Below are 18342 nucleotides of genomic sequence, written 5' to 3' on the forward strand. Positions count from 1 at the left end.
CCCTCTTAGCCTGGACTTGATTAGCACAGATTGCCAGACCTGAGCGCATTTTCAGCTTATTCTGCTGGCACGGTTCACCACCATGCATGAAAATGATGGACTGGCCCGATCCCCTCACCCACTTCCAGACTGTCCGCCTGTTGCAGCGCTTTGGTCAGCCACGCTTTCGCCGCCGTCACCGTCTCAACCCAGTCAGCATACTGCGGACGCAGCGCCGCAAGCGCGCTGGAGAGGGTGCAGCCGGTGCCGTGGGTATTTTTCGTCGCCACACGCGGCGCGGTAAAGCGCGTCGACCCGGCGCGGGTAAAGAGCCAGTCCGGGCTTTCGGCGTCGTCCAGATGCCCGCCTTTCATCAGCACCGCGCCGCAGCCGAGCGCCAGCAGCGCCTCGCCCTGCTGGCGCATCTCCGCTTCGCTGCGGGCGTGCGTGGTTTCCAGCAGCGCCGCCGCCTCCGGCAAATTCGGCGTAATGATCGCCACCTGCGGCAATAACCGTTCGCGCAGCGTGCGCACGGCCGACGGACTCAGCAGCGGATCGCCGCTTTTCGCGAGCATGACCGTATCCAGCACGATATTGCGCACCCGGTAACGCAAGAGCCGCTCCGCTACGGCCTCAACGATATCCGTTTCCGCCAGCATGCCGATTTTCGTCGTGTCGATACGCACATCGCTTAAGACCGAATCAAGCTGGGCGGCGACGAACGACGGCTCGATGCGGTAGACCGACTGCACGCCGCGGGTGTTCTGCGCCACCAGCGCCGTGATCACTGACGTGCCGTAGGCGCCGAGCGCCGAGAAGGTTTTGAGATCGGCCTGAATGCCCGCGCCGCCGCTCGGATCGGTGCCGGCGATGGTGAGCGCGTTAATGCGTTTCATGAACACCTCCGAAGGCCTGCGCATGCAGATTATCCAGCAATGCGCTGGCGAAACTGCCGGGGCCACGGGAGACGGCCAGCGCCTGTTCGCCCGCCCGCTTCATGAGCCAGCAGGCCGTCGCGACATTTTCCAGCCGATCGCCCGGCAACGCGCAGCAGGCGGCGACAACCGCCGAGAGCGCGCAGCCGGTGCCCACCACACGGGTGAGCATCGCGGTGCCGCCCTCAACCGCGACCGTGCGTTCGCCATCGGTGATGTAATCAACCTCGCCGGTGACCGCGACGACTGCGCCGCTACGACGCGCCAGTAAGCAGGCCGCCTTGCGCGCCTGATGCGCGCTTTCAGTGGCGTCAACGCCGCGCCCGCCGCCGCTCTCGCCTGCCAGCGCGCGAATTTCCGAGGCGTTGCCGCGGATGGCGGCGGGACGACGCGCCAGGATCTCCCGCGCAAATTCCGTGCGCAGCGTGAGCGCGCCGACGGCGACCGGGTCGAGCGTCCACGGCTTGCCCGCCGCGCTGGCGCTGTCGATGGCTGCCCGCATCGCCTGCTGCTGCGGGCGCGTCAGCGTACCGAGGTTTATGAGTAAGGCATCGGCGATGGCCGCGAACTGCGCGGCCTCTTCGGCATCCACCACCATCGCGGGCGAGGCGCCAAGCGCGAGCAGGACATTGGCAGTGAAATTTTGCACCACATCGTTGGTGATGCAGTGCACCAGCGGGGCATGACGACGAAGTTGGGTGACAACAGGCGCGGCGTGCGAGCCGCAAAGCAGGTCAGAAGACATGGTTTTCTCCCGCCAGGCGCGAAGACGGGATACCGGACAGGCATCTGACTTCCCTACGCTGGCATTATCCAGATCAGGTAATACGGGTATTTCTCAGCCTTCAACGAAGAAGGGCACCCCGAGTCATTTACTACAAAATCAAAAACTTGCGATTAACTTTACGTTAATCTCTGTGGTGGATCATGCCAGCGGGAAGCCAAAGACTCAACCCTAAAAAATAGGCTGATTCTCAGCTTGAGGATCATATAAAAGCTTTAAGTATGATAAATACAGACTGCCCGGCTTTATTTGCTGGTGATTTCATTGTCCCTGATGAATTGATGCGGTGCTGGAGCGTAAGTGACGTAGTAAGAGGCATTACCATGGGTTTCAGGATTATCAAAGAAATAAGCATCAGAGAATCATAAAAAATTACTCCTGCCCTTACGGCTTAGACGCCTGTCAGTTGGTAGTGCCCTGACTAACAATAACCCCTTGAACCTTATCGTCTTTCAGATAGTACATAATGCTGTTACTCTGAGTGTATTTATCTGATTTCTTGATATCCTTGTAATACATAACGATATCTTTCTTAAGTTTATTATTAAAATAATTCGCTACTTCTTCTTTCGTCGTCAACACCGGCGCCTTAACAGATACTTTTAATACGCCCTTGTAGAGGGGACAAGGCGATCCATCTTTCGCTATAGCGACTGCGGTTAAATTCCCCGCCCCCATCTCATTATCTGAAATAAACCAATAATTGATATCTCCTGATTTAAGGCAAATCCAGGAAGCCAGATTATCTTTATTTACCTTCACACCGGCATTCTTAGCGATAGATTCAAGCGTGTTAATCTCAAACTTATACTCGGTGGCTCCTGCGACAATGACAGGCACCAGATCTTTATCTGTCTCATGATTATCTGAATAGACTTCAGTAATATCATCGTAATACCTTGCCCCAAACCCCGTCATTTGGGTTGCCCCGCACGTACCCGCAATCAGACACAATAATATAAAATTATATTTCATCTCAGTCTTCCACTACCAGGATCTTGTCGCTGCTATCATTAATAGCCATACGTCCTTGCAGGTTTAAAATAATACAACCATCAGATGCCTGTGTTGGGTGCGCTCCGCTGTTACCATGTATCATAAAACCATCACGCCCGCACATCTGGTTTTCAATATAAGGTGTAAGCCGCATTGTATATGCTCTTGTCCGTGGATGATTGAATGCGGGGCCTATAGTGTAAGTGCCTCTCGGCAATGGTCCCCTGTTACTGATACATTCGTTTGCAGAATCATTCCAGTATTCCGGCCTGCCTGAGTACTCAGCATCGAATTGATAAGTACCGTCCAGGTAGAGCTTATGCACGCTGACTTTATATACCCAGGGCATTATGCGGCCTCCTTGCTGTTCCATTAATCTGAATAAAGAATATTTCCATCGAGGTAGTGCCACGTAATCTTTTCGTAGGCTAAGTAGAACGCTTCAAGGTGGTTGAGTTTCTCGTAACGTGAACCCTTTATATCCATCATAAGGGGTTCAACTTCGTTTACCCTTACGTTCTCCATTGTCACCCTAAAGTACTCTTCTTCTTGCCCATTGTGATTGATTCGATAGAACTTTAAGACAGCTTCTTTGAACTTCCTGCCCGATGATACGCCCTGATACAGATAAGGTGATGAGCTATCCAGCTCTTTAATTAAGAAATAATCACCATGCAGACGTTTACTGACAACCTTACCTGTACGATCATCTACAGGTAGCTCTACTGTGTGCATAAATTCCTGGATTTCTATAGCGCCTTCGCGACCTTTTACATCCACGGAACCCTTAACAAGACTGCCACTGTCATCCTTTAGCCATAAATAAACCGGAGTTGCCATCTTTTTTCCTTGTCAAAATCAATCCATAAAGAAAGAGTTAACTGTTTGCAGCACCACAGCTTGAAAAAAATAATTTCCATGAATTCTGCAAACTATCTAAGTTCGAGTTTATGCTCAACTTTTTCATTATCCATTTCCATTGTGTAACCTCTCTTGTTTTTTTGTGTATGTATGCTTCACAACATGGTTAATTACATGTTTGATAGATAGCATATAATTCGCCAGGTGATATCTATTTATATTCACAAAAAAAATGAGTCATCATAAATTTATAAGATGCTTCAGTGCCATTTAAAAAAGCTTCCAATAATGCCCTCACACCACCAGGCGTCAAACGCATTAATCTTCAATCCAGCGCCCCGCCTTTGCTGAGGCAATCAACATTTGCACCGTCAGCGGCGAAGGTTGATGTTTATCGCTTTTTAAATAACCCGGAAGAATCGCATTAGGCAGAAAAAATATCCCTTCTTGCGGAAAATATTTACGGAAGTCAAAAGAGGAATAATTCACATTGAACACGGTAAAGTATTCCTCGAAGAAGGCTTGCGCATCCTCTGGCAGGACGCAATATTGACCGGTGCTTAACGAATCTTCATCCGCCATATCCCAGAAATGCTTTTTTATTAACGCCCGAACGCCGTCTTCTGTACTCATCATAAATAGTCCGATGGATGACAATCTCATTATCCCTGCAATCATGACATAAGTATAACCCACCACTTCTGGCGACCCATAAGCACGCCCCACCAAATCAGCCCTGCACCGATTGCTATCCGCTTCATTTTTTTATACATAATTAGCCTTGCCCGGCCGGGAATGGCGCAGGAAGATAGCGCCCTGACGGTAACAAAATCAACGGGGCGCAGCGCCCTGACATGTGGAGAAGGTATGTTGAAAACCAGAATGATCGTAGCGGGAGTGCTGTTGATGTCGGTGGCCTCTGCATTCGCCGCGGATGTCGTAAAACCCAAATCCATCGATAGCTATGAAGTGAAAGAGTTTCACTCCGATTCCAAAAAATACACCATCGGCGACATCGTGCCAGACCTCTACCGCACCGAGCAGTACAACATCAAACAGTGGCAGATCCGTAACCTGCCTGCCCCGGAAGCGGGCACGCACTGGACTTACATGGGCGGCTACTACGTGCTTATCACCGATGCCGATGGCAAAGTCGTGCGCGCCATGAACGGCGACATTTTCTACCACCGTTAATTCTTCTGCGCCTGAAACGCCGCCCGGCGATCAGGCGCGTCTTTCCTGTCGTTATCTCAAAACGCTTTTTTGCTCACACCCCTTAATACGCGTAGTGGTGCAAAAAGGCACCGCCCGCTACACTCGCCATACCCATCAACCTGATGAATATAAAAGGAGGACTCTTATGCTGTGCTGTGAATTGTTTGACTATTCACATCATTTTGGCGATCGCCAGAGCTCAGGCATTACCGGTATCGTGCTGCGATAACTGGCCCCTGAGCGAAGATCCCATCACATAACCCTTCTCCAGGGCTTACCAGATTATCGTCAGCGATGTTTGACGAGGCATAGCTATGCCTGAAAATTCTGAGTAAGCGATGAGCACATTACTGACGGCGCACTCTCTGCGCATTGATTCCCCGTTTGGCCCGGTGCTGAACGCCCTTTCCTTTACCCTGAAAAAAGGCGACCGCATTGGCCTCATCGGTCATAACGGCTGCGGCAAAAGCACGCTTCTGAAAGCGCTGGACGGCACGCTTGCGCCTGCCGAAGGCGTTGTGACGCGCGCGGCGCGCTGTCTGCTGGCGCGCGTGGAGCAGCATCTGCCGGACGAACTGCATCAGCAGACGCTACTGGAAGCGCTGCTGGCCCGGCTGCCTGAGGCCGAGCGTGAAAGCAGCGTCTGGCGGGCGCAGGCGTTGCTGGCGAATATGGGCTTTGCCGAGGCGGCCTGGTCGCTCACGGCCGGCTCGCTCAGCGGCGGCCAGCACACCCGCCTGCTGCTGGCGCGGGCGTTGATCGTCTCGCCCGATCTGTTGTTGCTTGATGAGCCAGGCAACCATCTCGATCTTCCCACCCTACTGTGGCTGGAGCGGTTTCTGGCCCGCTGGAACGGCAGCTTTATTCTGGTCTCCCACGACAGCGCGCTGCTGGACAGCGTAACCAACCGTACCTGGATCCTGCGCGACGGTCAGCTTCAGTCGTTCGATCTCCCCTGTACGCAGGCGCGCGCGGCGCTGGCGGCGCGTGATGAGAGCGATGCCCTGCGCCATAAAGCGGAGCAAAAAGAGATAGATCGCGTGACGGCGAGCGCGAAACGGCTCGCGACGTGGGGACAGGTCTATGACAACGAAGATCTCGCGCGCAAAGCCAAACAGATGGAAAAACAGGTGGCGCGGCTTAAAGAGGAGCAAACCGAACTGGCGCAGGGCAGCCGCTGGCGGCTGACGCTCTCCGGCGACGCGCTGGCGGCGGATCGCCTGCTTGAGCTGGAGAACCTGGCCGTCAGCGCGGCGCCTGATGCGCCGACGCTGTTTACTCTGCCCCTGGCGCGGCTCAAAAGCGGGGATCGCGTGGCGCTGCTCGGCCACAACGGCTGCGGCAAATCGTCGCTGCTGCGCCTGCTGTGGCGGCAGTGGCAGGCGGCGGAAACGGTTCCCGGCGTCACCTTTCATCCGCGCGTGTCGCTCGGGTATTACGATCAGTCGCTGCATCAGTTACCGGATAACGCCACGCTGCTGGAGGCGCTGGAGCCGTTCGCCCCTGAGTTGCAACAGCGTAAGCTCGCGCTTATCAGCGCCGGTTTTCCGTGGGCGCGGCACGGGCAGCGGGTCGACACGCTCAGCGGCGGCGAGCGCTCGCGCCTGCTGTTTGTCGGCCTGTCGCTTGCGCGCTATTCGCTGCTGATGCTGGATGAGCCGACCAACCATCTCGATATGGAAGGCAAAGAGGCGCTGGCGCAAACCCTGCAAACGTTTGAATGCGGGCTGTTGCTGGTGACGCACGACAGAACGCTGATGGAGGCGAGCTGTAACCGCTTCTGGCTCGTGGAGGATGGCGGTTTGAGCGAATGGCACAACATGGACGCGCTGATGACGCGCCTGCGCGCAGCGCCGATGCAGGAGGCGATGGATGTGGCCGATGCAGTCACCGGGCCGTCTGAGACGAACAGCGACGCGCATCTGCTGGAGCGGCTGATTGAGCTGGAGGCGCGGCTGAATGCCGACCTCGAACGCAAACCGCGCCACCAGAAGCCCGCGCTGCAGGCCGAGTGGCGTAAGGAGATAGCGCACCTCAGCGCCGCGCTGGGGCTGGAGTAAACCAAAAAGCCGCCCTCACAGGCGGCTTTTTTAATACAGCGACGACGAATATCAGGCCGAGAGGCGGAACTTCTGCACGGTGCTTTGCAGCTCTTCGGTCTGACGCTCCAGCGCGGCGGCGGCGGCGGACACCTGCTCTACCAGCGAGGCGTTCTGCTGGGTAACGGTATCCATCTGAGTGATGGCGACGCCCACCTGCGAGATGCCCTTGCTCTGCTCTTCTGACGCCGAGGCGATCTGCTTGATGATGGTGCTGACGTTGGAGACGCCGCGGTAGATTTCCGCCATCGAATCGCCCGCCGCGTTGACCAGCTCCGAACCTTTCTCGATACGCTCGACCGATTCGGTGATGAGCGTTTCGATTTCACGGGCAGCTTCGGCGCTGCGGCTCGCGAGGTTGCGCACCTCGCCCGCGACCACGGCAAAACCGCGGCCCTGTTCGCCTGCGCGCGCCGCTTCTACGGCGGCGTTGAGCGCCAGGATATTGGTCTGGAACGCAATGCTGTTAATCACGCTGGTAATATCGGCGATTTTCTTCGAACTGCCGGAAATCCCCTGCATGGTTTCGATAACATTCTGCGCCAGCTGGCCGCCTTTACCGGCGTTTTCCGAGGCGGCATGCGCCAGTTCGCTCGCCTGACGGGCGTTTTCGGCGTTAAGACGCACGGTAGAGGTTAACTCCTCCATACTGGCAGCGGTCTGCTCCAGCGCGGCGGCCTGCTCTTCGGTACGTGACGAAAGGTCGTTATTGCCCGCGGAAATTTCCGATGCGCCGCGCCAGATATTTTCGCTGCCGTGGCGAATCGCGCTCACGGCCTCGCGCAGCTGATCCTGCATCGCGGTCAGCAGCGGCACCAGTTTACCAACGCAGTTACGGCCAAACGGCTCCACCGGCTGGCTGAGATCGCCGCTGGCGATAAGCGTAAAGTGGTTGCGGATTTTCTCCAGCGGTTTCACCAGCAGCGCCACCAGATAGCGGTCGGTCAGCAGCAGCAGGAGCAGCCCAATGATCACCGCGATAATAATCACCGTTTTGGTGGTGATGGTCATGCTGTCGACACGTTCGCGGGTGGCGTCAAGCTTGGCGCCCGCCGCCGCGTTGAATTTCTCGGCGCTGGCACCAAAGGCGCGGCTGAAAACCGGCGTCACTTTGCCGGCATGCGCACGGTACGCGTCCGGCGCGCCTTCACGCGCCAGTTTCATCTGCGGGATCACGCCTTCATTCAACAGCTTCTGCCAGTCGGCGATCACCTTTTGCGACACCGCCGGATCGAGCGGGCCAGGGGAGAGCTGTTTAAACGCGTCGAGCTGGCGCGACATGTTGTCGAGCGCCTGCTGCACAGATTCGAGCGATTTGGCGTCCGGCGTGCCGTTTTCCATGGCGCGGGTAAGACGGGTGACGAAGCGGAAATACTGGTCGTTGCCTTTGCTGAGCACGGTCATCTGCGACACCAGCTGGCGGTCCACGCGGTTGCCGTCGGCCATCGCCGAAAGCGAATAGACGCTGTAGACGCCCACGGCCGCCCATAACACGCAGAGTATGCCGAGCACCGTCAGCATCACTGCGCGGATGGAAAAGTCTTTAAGCAGGCCCATCAAGAAGTCCTCATTTTTGCCTGATACGGATATATCCTCCCGTTATCGGCAAACGAGGAAAAAGATGTACGGGGCGGTAACATTTATTTTACCGCCGCGATAATTGCGGATTATCCGCGCAGCCCGAGCGCCTCTTTCAGGGTTTTAAGATAGCGACGGCTGACCGGCACCGTCTGACCGTGGCGCAGCAGCAGCTCCGCCTGGCCGTTCTCCTCCAGCCGGATCTCTTTCAGATGCGCCATGTTGACCAGATACTGCCGGTGGCAGCGCATCAGCGGCGTGCGGCTCTCCAGCGTGCGCAGGGTCAGCTCGGTGAAGCCCTCCTGCCCCTGGCCGCTCGTGACATAGACGCCGCTCATGCGGCTGGCGACAAACGCCACGTCTTCCATTTGCAGCAGGTAAATACGGCTGTGGCCGGTGCAGGGAATAAATTTCAGCGCCTCCTGGCGCTCGGTGAGCGGCGACATATCCTGCTCGCGCCGCTCGTTGCGCATCCGCGTCAGCGTCTTTTGCAGGCGCTCGGTCTCAATAGGTTTGAGCAGATAATCAAACGCGTGCTCTTCAAACGCCTGCACGGCGTATTCGTCAAACGCGGTCAGAAAGACAATCCACGGGCGGGTGTCGGGATCGAGCATGCCGACCATTTCAAGGCCGGAGATGCGCGGCATCTGGATATCGAGAAAGACCACGTCCGGGCGCAGGCGGTGTACCGCGCCGATAGCCTCCACGGCGTTGGCGCATTCGCCCACCACCTCGATATCCGCTTCCTCTTTCAGCAGCAGACGCAGATTCTCCCGCGCCAGCGGCTCGTCATCGACAATCAGCACGCTAATCATGTCGTTCCCTCCAGCGGTAAACGTAAGGTAATCCGGGTAAAGCGGTCCTGCTCGCAGGCGACCGAAATGCCGCACTCGTCGCCGAAGCGCGCGCGCAGTCGTTTATCCACCAGGCTCATGCCAAGGCCGTTGCTTGCGGCGTTGGGCTGATAGAGCCCGGCGTTATCTTCAATTTCCAGCACCAGATGCTCGTCGTCGCGGCTGGCGCGCAGGGCGATTTCGCCGGGGCCTAAGAGCTGCGAGGTGCCGTGCTTGATAGCGTTCTCGACAATCGGCTGCAACGTAAACGCGGGCAGCCGGATATGGCGCAGCTCATCGGGCAGGTTCATGCTCACCTGCAAATGGGACTGAAACCGCGCCTGTTCAATTTGCAGGTACGCGTTCACATGGTCGATTTCATCGGCGAGCGACACCACATCTGTCGGACGCTTGAGATTTTTGCGAAAAAAAGTCGAGAGATACTGCACCAGCTGGCAGGCCTGATCGCTGTCGCGGCGGATCACCGCCATCAGCGTGTTCAGCGCGTTAAACAGAAAATGCGGGTTCACCTGAGCGTGCAGCAGCTTGATCTCCGACTGCGTGAGCAACTGCTTCTGGCGCTCATACTGGCCCGCCAGGATCTGCGCGGAAAGCAGCTGCGCGATCCCTTCTCCCAGCGTGCGGTTAATCGAGCTGAACAGACGATGCTTCGGCTCATACAGCTTGATGGTGCCGACCACTTTGCGGTTCTCGCCGCGCAGCGGAATAACGAGCGTCGAGCCGAGCTTACAGTTCGGGTGCAGCGAACAGCGGTACGGCACTTCGTTACCGTCGGCGTAGACCACTTCGCCGGACTCAATCGCCCGCAGCGTCCAGGGCGACGAAATGGGGCTGCCGGGCAGATGGTGATCCATACCGATGCCGGTAAACGCCAGCAGCTGTTCGCGATCGGTGATGGCGACCGCGCCTATCTCCAGCTCCTGGCGAATCACCTGCGCCACCTTCATGCTGTTTTCGACGTTAAACCCCTGGCGCAGAATGCCTTCTGTCGCGGAGGCGACCTTCAGCGCGGTGGCGGAAAACGCCGTGGTGTATTTCTCAAACATGGCGCGCTTGTCGAGCAGAATACGCATGAACATCGCGGCCCCGATGGTATTGGTAACGACCATGGGCGCGGCGATGTTTTGCACCAGATGCAGCGCGTCGTCAAACGGGCGGGCGATCAGCAGAATAATGCCCATCTGGACCATCTCCGCCACCAGCGTAATCGCGCCCGCGGTAAAAGGGTTGAAGATTTTATCGGTGCGCCCGCGGCGAATCAGCCAGCTGTGGACAATCCCGCCGAGCAACCCTTCGACAATCGTTGACACCATGCAGCTTAGCGCGGTCATGCCGCCGAGCGAATAGCGATGCAGGCCTCCGGTAAGCCCCACCAGCCCGCCCACCAGCGGCCCGCCGAGCAGCCCGCCCATGACGGCGCCGATGGCGCGGGTATTGGCGATGGAATCCTGAATATGCAGCCCGAAATACGTGCCCATAATGCAAAAACAGGAGAACGTCAGGTAGCACAACAGCTTATGCGGCAGGCGAATCGACACCTGAATCAGCGGGATAAACAACCGCGTTTTGCTCATCAGCCAGGCGATCACCAGAAACACGCACATCTGCTGGAGCAGTAATAACACCAGATTGAACTCGTACACGCCCACGCTCCGCGCTGATAATTAAGAGCGCGTAAAATACGCTGCTGTGCCATAACTTTCTATGAAGAAGACCAAAAAAACGGTGTGTAAGGATGGTTTATGAAGAAGAACGCAGTGGAGATTAGACCCTGGGAAGAGAGCGATCGCCCGTTTTTACGCACGATCTACTTACATGCGCGGCGCGAAGGCTGGCCGTGGCTTGACGGCAGCGAATGGCGGCTGGAGGATTTCGACGCCGACACGCTTGGCGAAACGATTCTGGTGGCGCAGGCGGACGGCCACCGGCTGGGGTTCGCATCCATAGCGCAGAGCGATAACTTTTTGCATCACCTTTTTGTGTCGCCCGACGCCCAGGGGCGCGGCGTCGGCGCGGCGCTGCTGGAGGCGGTACAGGCGAAGTTTACCAGCACCGGCGCGCTGAAATGCATGCAGAAAAACGAGCGCGCGCTGCGCTTTTACGCCCGTCACGGCTGGGTGCAGGAGGCGAGCGGCGAAGCGCCGGAAGGGCCTTATTATCTCCTGCATTTTCGCCAGGCCTGAGCCATAAAAAACGCCTCCCGAAGGAGGCGTCTGTCATGGCGCGAAACGCACCCGGCATTATACCGCGCGAAACGCGATATCGCCCGGGATCACTTCGCCTTCCCAGTAGAGCTGCGCCGCCACACGGCCCGCCAGCTGGCGGTAAATGGTGGTGAACTCGCTCTCCGGGCGTGAGACCACGGTCGGCTGGCCGCGGTCGAGATCTTCACGCAGCGTGATATGCAGCGGCATCTGGCCCAGCAACTGGGTGCGGTAGGTTTCCGCCAGCTTCTGCGCGCCGCCGGTGCCGAAAATCGGCTCGTGGTGACCGCAGTTGCTGCAAATGTGCATACTCATGTTCTCAACGATGCCGAGCACCGGCACTTCCACTTTCTCGAACATCACGATGCCTTTTTTGGCGTCGATAAGCGCGATGTCCTGCGGCGTGGTGACCACCACCGCGCCGGTCACCGGGATGTTCTGGGCGAGCGTCAGCTGAATGTCGCCGGTGCCCGGCGGCATATCCAGCACCAGATAGTCGAGATCCGGCCACATGGTCTCCTGCAGCAGTTGCAGCAGCGCTTTGCTCGCCATCGGGCCGCGCCACACCATGGCGTTATCGTCGGTCACCAGGTAACCGATGGAGTTGGTGGCAAGGCCGTGAGACATAATCGGCGCCATGTGCGTGCCGTCCGGCGAGGTCGGGCGTTCGCCTTCCGCGCCCAGCATCGTCGGCACCGACGGGCCGTAGATATCGGCGTCGAGAATGCCCACTTTCGCGCCTTCCGCCGCAAGCGCCAGCGCCAGGTTGACGGCGGTAGAGGATTTCCCTACCCCGCCTTTGCCGGAACTTATCGCGATGATGTTTTTCACACCGTTCACGCCCGGCTGGTTTTTCACGCGTTTTAAGGTGGCGATGCTGTGCGACAGCTTCCAGTCGATCGCGCTGGCGCCGGTTAAACGCAGCAGCTCGGCGCTCACCTGCTCTTTGAGCTCCTCGAAACCGCTGCGCCAGGCGAACGGCATCAGCAGTTCGACATGGATGGTGTCATCAAGCCAGGCGACGTGATGCAGTGCTTTCAGCGCCGTGAGGTTGTGCTTCAGGGTGGGGTGCTGGAAATTGGCTAACGTCCCGGCGACCAGCGCACGCAGCGCCTCGGGGGATTTGGCCTGGGATTGCGAATTCATCCCGACTCCTTTGTTGTTCTGATGTTAATAAATTGCAGTCATAGAATCATAACAGAGTCGCGGGGAGTAAGACGATATTAAACGCCCAGCGGGGTTAGCCTGATGTGCGCTAAAGCAGGCATACAGGCGTCTGGCTTCAGGGGGCGATAAATACTGACGCGAATTTTGCGTCTCACCGCAAGGCTGGAGCGGCATATCAGTGATATAAGCCCAACGCTGTCGCTTCAACCTGAAGCAGCGTGACGCCTGCGATAGTGGTCGAGGCGCGTATGTAACGAATACCCTTGAGCCAACCCTTACAGGGCCATTACTGATAACAGGTGCCTTTTGCTAAAAGGCACCTGTTTTTTCAGGTTAATTTGTCGCGTCAACCTTTTGCGAGCGACTCTTCAGTTTTTGCGCGTAAAGCGCCTTATCAGCTTTGTATAAAGCCGTGTGCAGATCGTCAGTAAATTCAGCCACGCCAAAAGAGATCGATAGCGGCAGAGTAAGATCGCCACAAACTAAAGGGTTAACTTTAAGTTTTGAACATATCCTTTCCGCCATTTTCCGCGCATGTATTTTCTCATTGGTGCACAGCACAATAAATTCATCGCCGCCGTAGCGAACGACCACATCCTCATTTCTGACGTTATCTGAAATTATACTGGCGATATGGGTTAAAGCCGCATCGCCAACCAGATGTCCGTGAGTGTCATTGATCACCTTGAATTCATCACAATCAAAAATAACGAGGCTATTATAATCCTTGCCAGACAGATGAGAGATAATCTGGCGGTTATAGACCTGCGTCAGTGAATCAATAACAGCATGTTTCTGCGTCTTCAGGAAAAGATTGATTGCTTTTATAGCCGCGGTAACAATAACGATAAAAGCGATCAAAACCGCCAGAAAGATTTTTATATTTTCTTTAATAAAAGCGTAGAGGTCTACCTTTGCTTCCAGAATGAAAATTTCCGCCAGCGGCTGGCTAAGAATCTTGAAGGATAATGCATGCGTATCACAATGTTGTGTGGCGCACAGGCTGCCAGGCCTATCGTATGAGATATTATTAGCAGTAACGCTAACCCATTTCGGGGCTGGACTTCGGCTAAATACATGCTGCTGCAGTTCATCTTCACTAATATCCGTGTACATGACGCCAATGACTTCTCGGGTATAGGAGTTAGTGACCGGCGTTGCAATAGTCATCACCAGATTTTTACTGACCGAGTCACGATAAATCTCGTTAAATTCAAGGTGATTATCCCAAAAATCTAAAATGTCTCTTTTCCTTTTCTCATACGAAAGGAATCTTGCAAAATTACCAGTAAGACTGATAACCTGACTATACATTCCAGGTTGGAATTTTTTATATTTTTTACCATTGAAAAAATAAACAAAGCCATATTCCGGCGACGAATAATATCTGTTTTGCAGCGTTTTTTTAGACAGATAATTTTCAACGAAAATCACAGCGTTTATTTTACTACAAGATTGCGTATCAAAGTTACGGTTAGTATAAAGCGCACCTAAAAGCTCTTTCGATTCACATTTCGTATTCATATGCGACATCGTTGATGTTGAAATCATCGACGCAATGCTGTCATTGACTGCCTGCTCACGTAATAAAATTTCCGTGACGGATTCAATGGCATTGTTACATACTTCGCGCATATGGTTGAACGTAAGCACCACAAGAATCATTAATGAAATACAGGCAAAAACGAGAGTGCCGATAATATATCGTCTATTTTTTCTTTTATTAACAAGCATTGAAATTTTCATACAACCAATTTTTATTTAGCGATTTCGTAGCACTCTTGAGCATTTTCTTCGAAAACACTAAAGGTACGCGAGCATATTTTCCCATTTGCGCATTCTGTCCGTATAATTGATAAGACTTTATCAAGAGGAAGCGCTTCCCGATAAGTTCTTTTCTGGCATAGCGCCTGAAATATATCTGCTATCGCCATGATCCTGCTCGGCAATGAGAGTTGCTCCCCTGTCTTTTTCATGGGGTACCCTGAGCCGTCAATACGCTCATGATGTTCAGCCGCCCAGTCAACCACACTTTCATCAATGATGATACTGCGAAGGATGCCACGGGTGTCCGTAACGTGACGCTGAATAGTTCGGTATTCGCCTGGCGTGAGTTTCCCTCGTTTATTCAATATGCCATCGGCAGTATTGATTTTACCGAGATCGTGCAGTAAGCCAGCAAGATATAGTCGATTGCAGGTTCTTTCATCAAGGTACATCTTCTTACCAATAAAACTTGCTAACTCGCCTACTTTGAGTGAGTGATGATAGGTAAGAGGATTTTTCATATCCACAATGGTGGATAGCAGACGCGCTAAACTTAGCGTATGTTCATCATTCATTACCGGCAATGATTTATCAAAATTAATTGTTCTGTTCATGCCTTCGATATAATCAGCACGCAGATAAAACCAAAAATCATCCAGTTCAGTTAATTTCCTTAGTTCATCCATTAAGCCCGGATAGAATTTTTCTGAGCGCGTGGTTATTGCGAATTCATCAAATGATGAACTTGCCTGCAATGCAGAGCCTCGCTCGCTTTCTAATCTTTCATACAAGCGAGCTTTATGCAAAAACAGGTCAAAATCATTACTTATCTTCAAAACAGAAGAAATTAAAACATCCTCCTGCGAAATATCTAACGCTGTCAAATTTTCATAATCATAAAACCGATAACGCGTCGGGGTCAAAAAACTCTCGAAAACCGAGCAATCGCTCAGCTCCACGCGTTGCGCAATATTGAGCGGCGTACTTTTCTCTTCGCCGTGAGCTTTTTCATTGTCCTTTGCAGGTGTGGTGTAACCTTGTAACAAACCACAGATTAGAGCCCGCAGACAGAAAGCATTGCTTTGCATCATCATTAGTGACAGACGATAAGCAATATATGACGCGTAGACTCCATTAAAAATTAAATTATTTCTAAACCTCTCCTTAGTTCTACATAGAAATATCAATGTATTACCAATGTTAAAAACCATTCTCTCTCCTCAATATGGGCCAATCATAAATGATACCTCCTGTTCAAATTCCAAAAACCGAACCAAATCAAAGAAATTCCGAATGTATAAAAAGATAAACGTTATCAATGATGCATAATTATTTAGATATATGAGTGACGTGTAATACAGCTGTGTAAAAATAAACTTGATATTAGTCTGGTGTTGACAGTTTTATAAATAAATGTGGCACAAGACCATCGTACTCTATTTAACATTATAAATAATTTCTGGTGCTTATTATTTCATTTTTTCTTCGTCGTGAAAATAGGCCAGCACGTTTTCTGTTCGGCCATACGAATATTCGCACGGTAATAAACAGCGCCAGGCGGGGCAGCGCATTTTCCGCTCGCGCTGAGCGACGCCCATTCATTCAACGGCCTGAAGATCGTCTCCGGCGCGCTGAAGACGCCCATCGCCCGCTGCAAGCCCTGAATTCATAACCGTACCCGGCCTCGTCGTATGCCGCTATTTCGTCTGCTTTTTTGCGCGCTTTTACCGACGCGCGGTACTCAACGCGGGTGGATTCGGGTACTATGACTGCCCCATTTGCCACAGAAGACGTAATACTCACTATGACTCAAGTCGCGAAGAAAATTCTGGTAACGTGCGCGCTGCCGTACGCCAACGGCTCCATCCACCTCGGCCATATGCTGGAGCACATCCAGGCTGATGTCTGGGTCCGTTACCAGCGAATGCGCGGCCACGAGGTTAATTTCATCTGCGCCGACGACGCCCACGGCACGCCCATCATGCTCAAGGCCCAGCAGCTTGGCATTACGCCGGAGCAGATGATTGCCGAGATGAGCAAAGAGCATCAGACCGATTTTGCGGGCTTTAACATCAGCTATGACAACTATCACTCTACGCACAGCGACGAAAACCGCGTGCTGTCGGAGCTGATTTATACCCGCCTTAAAGAAAACGGCTTCATTAAAAACCGTACCATTTCGCAGCTCTACGACCCGGAAAAAGGCATGTTCCTGCCGGACCGTTTCGTGAAAGGCACCTGCCCGAAATGTAAATCTGCGGATCAGTACGGCGATAACTGCGAAGTCTGCGGCGCGACCTACAGCCCGACGGAGCTTATCGAGCCGAAATCGGTGGTCTCCGGCGCGACGCCGGTGATGCGTGATTCTGAACACTTCTTCTTCGATCTGCCGTCGTTCAGCGAAATGCTGCAGGCGTGGACCCGCTCCGGCGCGCTCCAGGAGCAGGTGGCGAACAAAATGCAGGAGTGGTTTGAATCCGGCCTGCAGCAGTGGGATATCTCCCGCGACGCGCCTTACTTCGGCTTTGAAATCCCGAACGCGCCGGGCAAATATTTTTACGTCTGGCTGGACGCGCCTATCGGCTACATGGGTTCGTTCAAAAACCTGTGCGACAAGCGCGGCGATACCGTGAGCTTTGACGAATACTGGAAAAAGGATTCTGACGCCGAGCTGTATCACTTCATCGGTAAAGATATCGTCTACTTCCACAGCCTGTTCTGGCCAGCGATGCTCGAAGGCAGCGGTTTCCGCAAACCGACCAACCTGTTTGTCCACGGCTATGTGACGGTCAACGGCGCGAAGATGTCCAAATCGCGCGGCACGTTCATCAAGGCCAGCACCTGGCTGAACCATTTTGACGCCGACAGCCTGCGCTACTACTACGCGGCGAAGCTCTCCTCCCGCATCGACGATATCGACCTGAACCTGGAAGATTTCGTGCAGCGCGTGAACGCGGATATCGTCAACAAAGTGGTCAACCTGGCGTCGCGCAACGCGGGCTTTATCGCCAAACGTTTTGACGGCGAATTAGCCGCTGAACTGGCTGACCCGGCGCTCTACAAGACTTTCACCGACGCGGCTGCCGCGATCGGCGAGGCGTGGGAGAGCCGTGAATTCGGTAAAGCTATCCGCGAAATCATGGCGCTTTCCGATCTGGCGAACCGCTACGTTGACGAGCAGGCGCCGTGGGTGGTTGCCAAACAGGAAGGCCGCGACGCCGATCTGCAGGCGATTTGCTCTATGGGCATCAACCTCTTCCGCGTGTTGATGACGTACCTGAAGCCGGTACTGCCGGAGCTGTGCGCTCGCGCCGAAGCGTTCCTGAATGTTGAGCTGACCTGGGATGGCGTTAACGCCCCGCTGCTCGGCCATAAAGTGAACAGCTTTAAAGCGCTCTATAACCGTATTGAGATGAAACAGGTGGAGGCGTTAGTGGAAGCGTCCAAAGAAGAAGTGAAAGCGGCGGCGGCGCCTGCGACCGGCGAACTGGCGGACAACCCGATTCAGGAAACCATTACGTTTGACGATTTCGCGAAAATCGACCTGCGCGTGGCGCTGATTGAAAACGCGGAATTCGTTGAGGGCTCCGACAAACTGCTGCGCCTGACGCTGGATCTGGACGGCGAAAAACGCAACGTCTTCTCCGGCATCCGCTCCGCTTATCCGGACCCGCAGGCGCTGATTGGCCGCCTGACCGTGATGGTGGCGAACCTCGCGCCGCGCAAAATGCGTTTCGGTATCTCAGAAGGCATGGTGATGGCCGCAGGCCCTGGCGGGAAAGATATCTTCCTGTTAAGCCCGGACAGCGGCGCGAAGCCGGGCCAGCAGGTGAAATAACCTGACGCCCAACGCGCCAGACGCGCCATAAACCGAAGGGGAGATGCTTATCTCCCCTTTTTTCG

At 54.4% G+C, this 18342-nt stretch carries 16 protein-coding genes and 1 riboswitch; of the genes, 4 read left to right on the forward strand and 12 right to left on the reverse strand.

What is annotated here, in order from left to right:
- Positions 1-74: 74 nt before the first annotated feature.
- The 6 genes from thiD to AFK65_RS13045 form a co-directional block, all read right to left on the reverse strand.
- Entirely contained in the window at positions 75-875 is an 801-nt protein-coding gene (thiD, locus tag AFK65_RS13020) for a bifunctional hydroxymethylpyrimidine kinase/phosphomethylpyrimidine kinase (RefSeq protein WP_038856767.1), read from the reverse strand.
- On the reverse strand, positions 862-1659 hold the full coding sequence (thiM, locus tag AFK65_RS13025) for a hydroxyethylthiazole kinase (RefSeq protein ID WP_007699577.1): 798 nt from the start codon (positions 1657-1659) through the stop codon (positions 862-864). Before thiM ends, thiD begins: the two co-directional genes overlap by 14 nt.
- A 33-nt stretch (positions 1660-1692) precedes the next feature.
- A riboswitch (TPP riboswitch) is annotated at positions 1693-1790 on the reverse strand.
- A gap of 310 nt (positions 1791-2100) precedes the next feature.
- Positions 2101-2673, reverse strand: a complete 573-nt coding sequence (locus AFK65_RS13030; protein ID WP_032804759.1) for a hypothetical protein — start codon at positions 2671-2673, stop codon at positions 2101-2103.
- A gap of 1 nt (position 2674) precedes the next feature.
- Positions 2675-3043 (reverse strand): tlde1 domain-containing protein, encoded by a 369-nt coding sequence (locus AFK65_RS13035; RefSeq protein ID WP_032804762.1) that lies wholly within the window; start codon positions 3041-3043, stop codon positions 2675-2677.
- 23 nt (positions 3044-3066) lie between these two features.
- Complete coding sequence (locus AFK65_RS13040) at positions 3067-3534, reverse strand: Hcp family type VI secretion system effector (protein ID WP_032804764.1); 468 nt, start codon at positions 3532-3534, stop codon at positions 3067-3069.
- 339 nt (positions 3535-3873) lie between these two features.
- Entirely contained in the window at positions 3874-4191 is a 318-nt protein-coding gene (locus AFK65_RS13045; RefSeq protein WP_032804766.1) for a DUF1493 family protein, read from the reverse strand.
- A gap of 231 nt (positions 4192-4422) precedes the next feature.
- Here AFK65_RS13045 and AFK65_RS13050 point away from each other — a divergent pair, with 231 nt between their 5' ends.
- A complete protein-coding gene (locus tag AFK65_RS13050) occupies positions 4423-4749 on the forward strand; it encodes an RcnB family protein (RefSeq protein ID WP_032804767.1) in 327 nt (108 codons plus the stop codon).
- Between the two features lie 359 nt (positions 4750-5108).
- On the forward strand, positions 5109-6830 hold the full coding sequence (locus AFK65_RS13055) for an ABC-F family ATP-binding cassette domain-containing protein (RefSeq protein ID WP_038856765.1): 1722 nt from the start codon (positions 5109-5111) through the stop codon (positions 6828-6830).
- Between the two features lie 51 nt (positions 6831-6881).
- On the opposite strand, the gene AFK65_RS13060 is transcribed toward AFK65_RS13055, so the two are convergent.
- From AFK65_RS13060 to AFK65_RS13070, 3 genes are all read right to left on the reverse strand, one after another.
- Entirely contained in the window at positions 6882-8426 is a 1545-nt protein-coding gene (locus tag AFK65_RS13060) for a methyl-accepting chemotaxis protein (protein WP_007699587.1), read from the reverse strand.
- A gap of 110 nt (positions 8427-8536) precedes the next feature.
- Positions 8537-9262, reverse strand: a complete 726-nt coding sequence (gene btsR, locus AFK65_RS13065) for a two-component system response regulator BtsR (protein ID WP_007699590.1) — start codon at positions 9260-9262, stop codon at positions 8537-8539.
- Positions 9259-10944 carry a sensor histidine kinase gene (locus AFK65_RS13070; RefSeq protein WP_007699593.1) on the reverse strand — a complete coding sequence of 562 codons (1686 nt, stop codon included), beginning with the start codon at positions 10942-10944 and terminating at the stop codon, positions 9259-9261. Before AFK65_RS13070 ends, btsR begins: the two co-directional genes overlap by 4 nt.
- A gap of 99 nt (positions 10945-11043) precedes the next feature.
- Here AFK65_RS13070 and AFK65_RS13075 point away from each other — a divergent pair, with 99 nt between their 5' ends.
- Positions 11044-11484 (forward strand): GNAT family N-acetyltransferase, encoded by a 441-nt coding sequence (locus AFK65_RS13075; protein ID WP_007699596.1) that lies wholly within the window; start codon positions 11044-11046, stop codon positions 11482-11484.
- 57 nt (positions 11485-11541) lie between these two features.
- Here the strand turns inward: AFK65_RS13075 and apbC are convergent, their stop codons facing one another.
- From apbC to AFK65_RS13090, 3 genes are all read right to left on the reverse strand, one after another.
- A complete protein-coding gene (apbC, locus tag AFK65_RS13080) occupies positions 11542-12651 on the reverse strand; it encodes an iron-sulfur cluster carrier protein ApbC (RefSeq protein ID WP_038856763.1) in 1110 nt (369 codons plus the stop codon).
- A gap of 354 nt (positions 12652-13005) precedes the next feature.
- Positions 13006-14406 (reverse strand): sensor domain-containing diguanylate cyclase, encoded by a 1401-nt coding sequence (locus AFK65_RS13085; RefSeq protein WP_007699599.1) that lies wholly within the window; start codon positions 14404-14406, stop codon positions 13006-13008.
- A gap of 23 nt (positions 14407-14429) precedes the next feature.
- A complete protein-coding gene (locus AFK65_RS13090) occupies positions 14430-15650 on the reverse strand; it encodes an HD-GYP domain-containing protein (protein WP_007699602.1) in 1221 nt (406 codons plus the stop codon).
- 593 nt (positions 15651-16243) lie between these two features.
- Here AFK65_RS13090 and metG point away from each other — a divergent pair.
- Positions 16244-18277, forward strand: a complete 2034-nt coding sequence (gene metG / locus AFK65_RS13095; protein ID WP_038856759.1) for a methionine--tRNA ligase — start codon at positions 16244-16246, stop codon at positions 18275-18277.
- Positions 18278-18342 lie beyond the last annotated feature (65 nt).

Source organism: Cronobacter universalis NCTC 9529, from assembly GCF_001277175.1.
Lineage (GTDB): Bacteria > Pseudomonadota > Gammaproteobacteria > Enterobacterales > Enterobacteriaceae > Cronobacter > Cronobacter universalis.

Bases quoted from the DNA above. Each gene is read 5' to 3' on its own strand.
- thiD (WP_038856767.1), bottom strand. From the start codon at position 875: ATGAAACGCATTAACGCGCTCACCATCGCCGGCACCGATCCGAGCGGC.
- thiM (WP_007699577.1), bottom strand. From the start codon at position 1,659: ATGTCTTCTGACCTGCTTTGCGGCTCGCACGCCGCGCCTGTTGTCACC.
- AFK65_RS13030 (WP_032804759.1), bottom strand. From the start codon at position 2,673: ATGAAATATAATTTTATATTATTGTGTCTGATTGCGGGTACGTGCGGG.
- AFK65_RS13035 (WP_032804762.1), bottom strand. From the start codon at position 3,043: ATGCCCTGGGTATATAAAGTCAGCGTGCATAAGCTCTACCTGGACGGT.
- AFK65_RS13040 (WP_032804764.1), bottom strand. From the start codon at position 3,534: ATGGCAACTCCGGTTTATTTATGGCTAAAGGATGACAGTGGCAGTCTT.
- AFK65_RS13045 (WP_032804766.1), bottom strand. From the start codon at position 4,191: ATGATGAGTACAGAAGACGGCGTTCGGGCGTTAATAAAAAAGCATTTC.
- AFK65_RS13050 (WP_032804767.1), top strand. From the start codon at position 4,423: ATGTTGAAAACCAGAATGATCGTAGCGGGAGTGCTGTTGATGTCGGTG.
- AFK65_RS13055 (WP_038856765.1), top strand. From the start codon at position 5,109: ATGAGCACATTACTGACGGCGCACTCTCTGCGCATTGATTCCCCGTTT.
- AFK65_RS13060 (WP_007699587.1), bottom strand. From the start codon at position 8,426: ATGGGCCTGCTTAAAGACTTTTCCATCCGCGCAGTGATGCTGACGGTG.
- btsR (WP_007699590.1), bottom strand. From the start codon at position 9,262: ATGATTAGCGTGCTGATTGTCGATGACGAGCCGCTGGCGCGGGAGAAT.
- AFK65_RS13075 (WP_007699596.1), top strand. From the start codon at position 11,044: ATGAAGAAGAACGCAGTGGAGATTAGACCCTGGGAAGAGAGCGATCGC.
- apbC (WP_038856763.1), bottom strand. From the start codon at position 12,651: ATGAATTCGCAATCCCAGGCCAAATCCCCCGAGGCGCTGCGTGCGCTG.
- AFK65_RS13085 (WP_007699599.1), bottom strand. From the start codon at position 14,406: ATGCTTGTTAATAAAAGAAAAAATAGACGATATATTATCGGCACTCTC.
- AFK65_RS13090 (WP_007699602.1), bottom strand. From the start codon at position 15,650: ATGGTTTTTAACATTGGTAATACATTGATATTTCTATGTAGAACTAAG.
- metG (WP_038856759.1), top strand. From the start codon at position 16,244: ATGACTCAAGTCGCGAAGAAAATTCTGGTAACGTGCGCGCTGCCGTAC.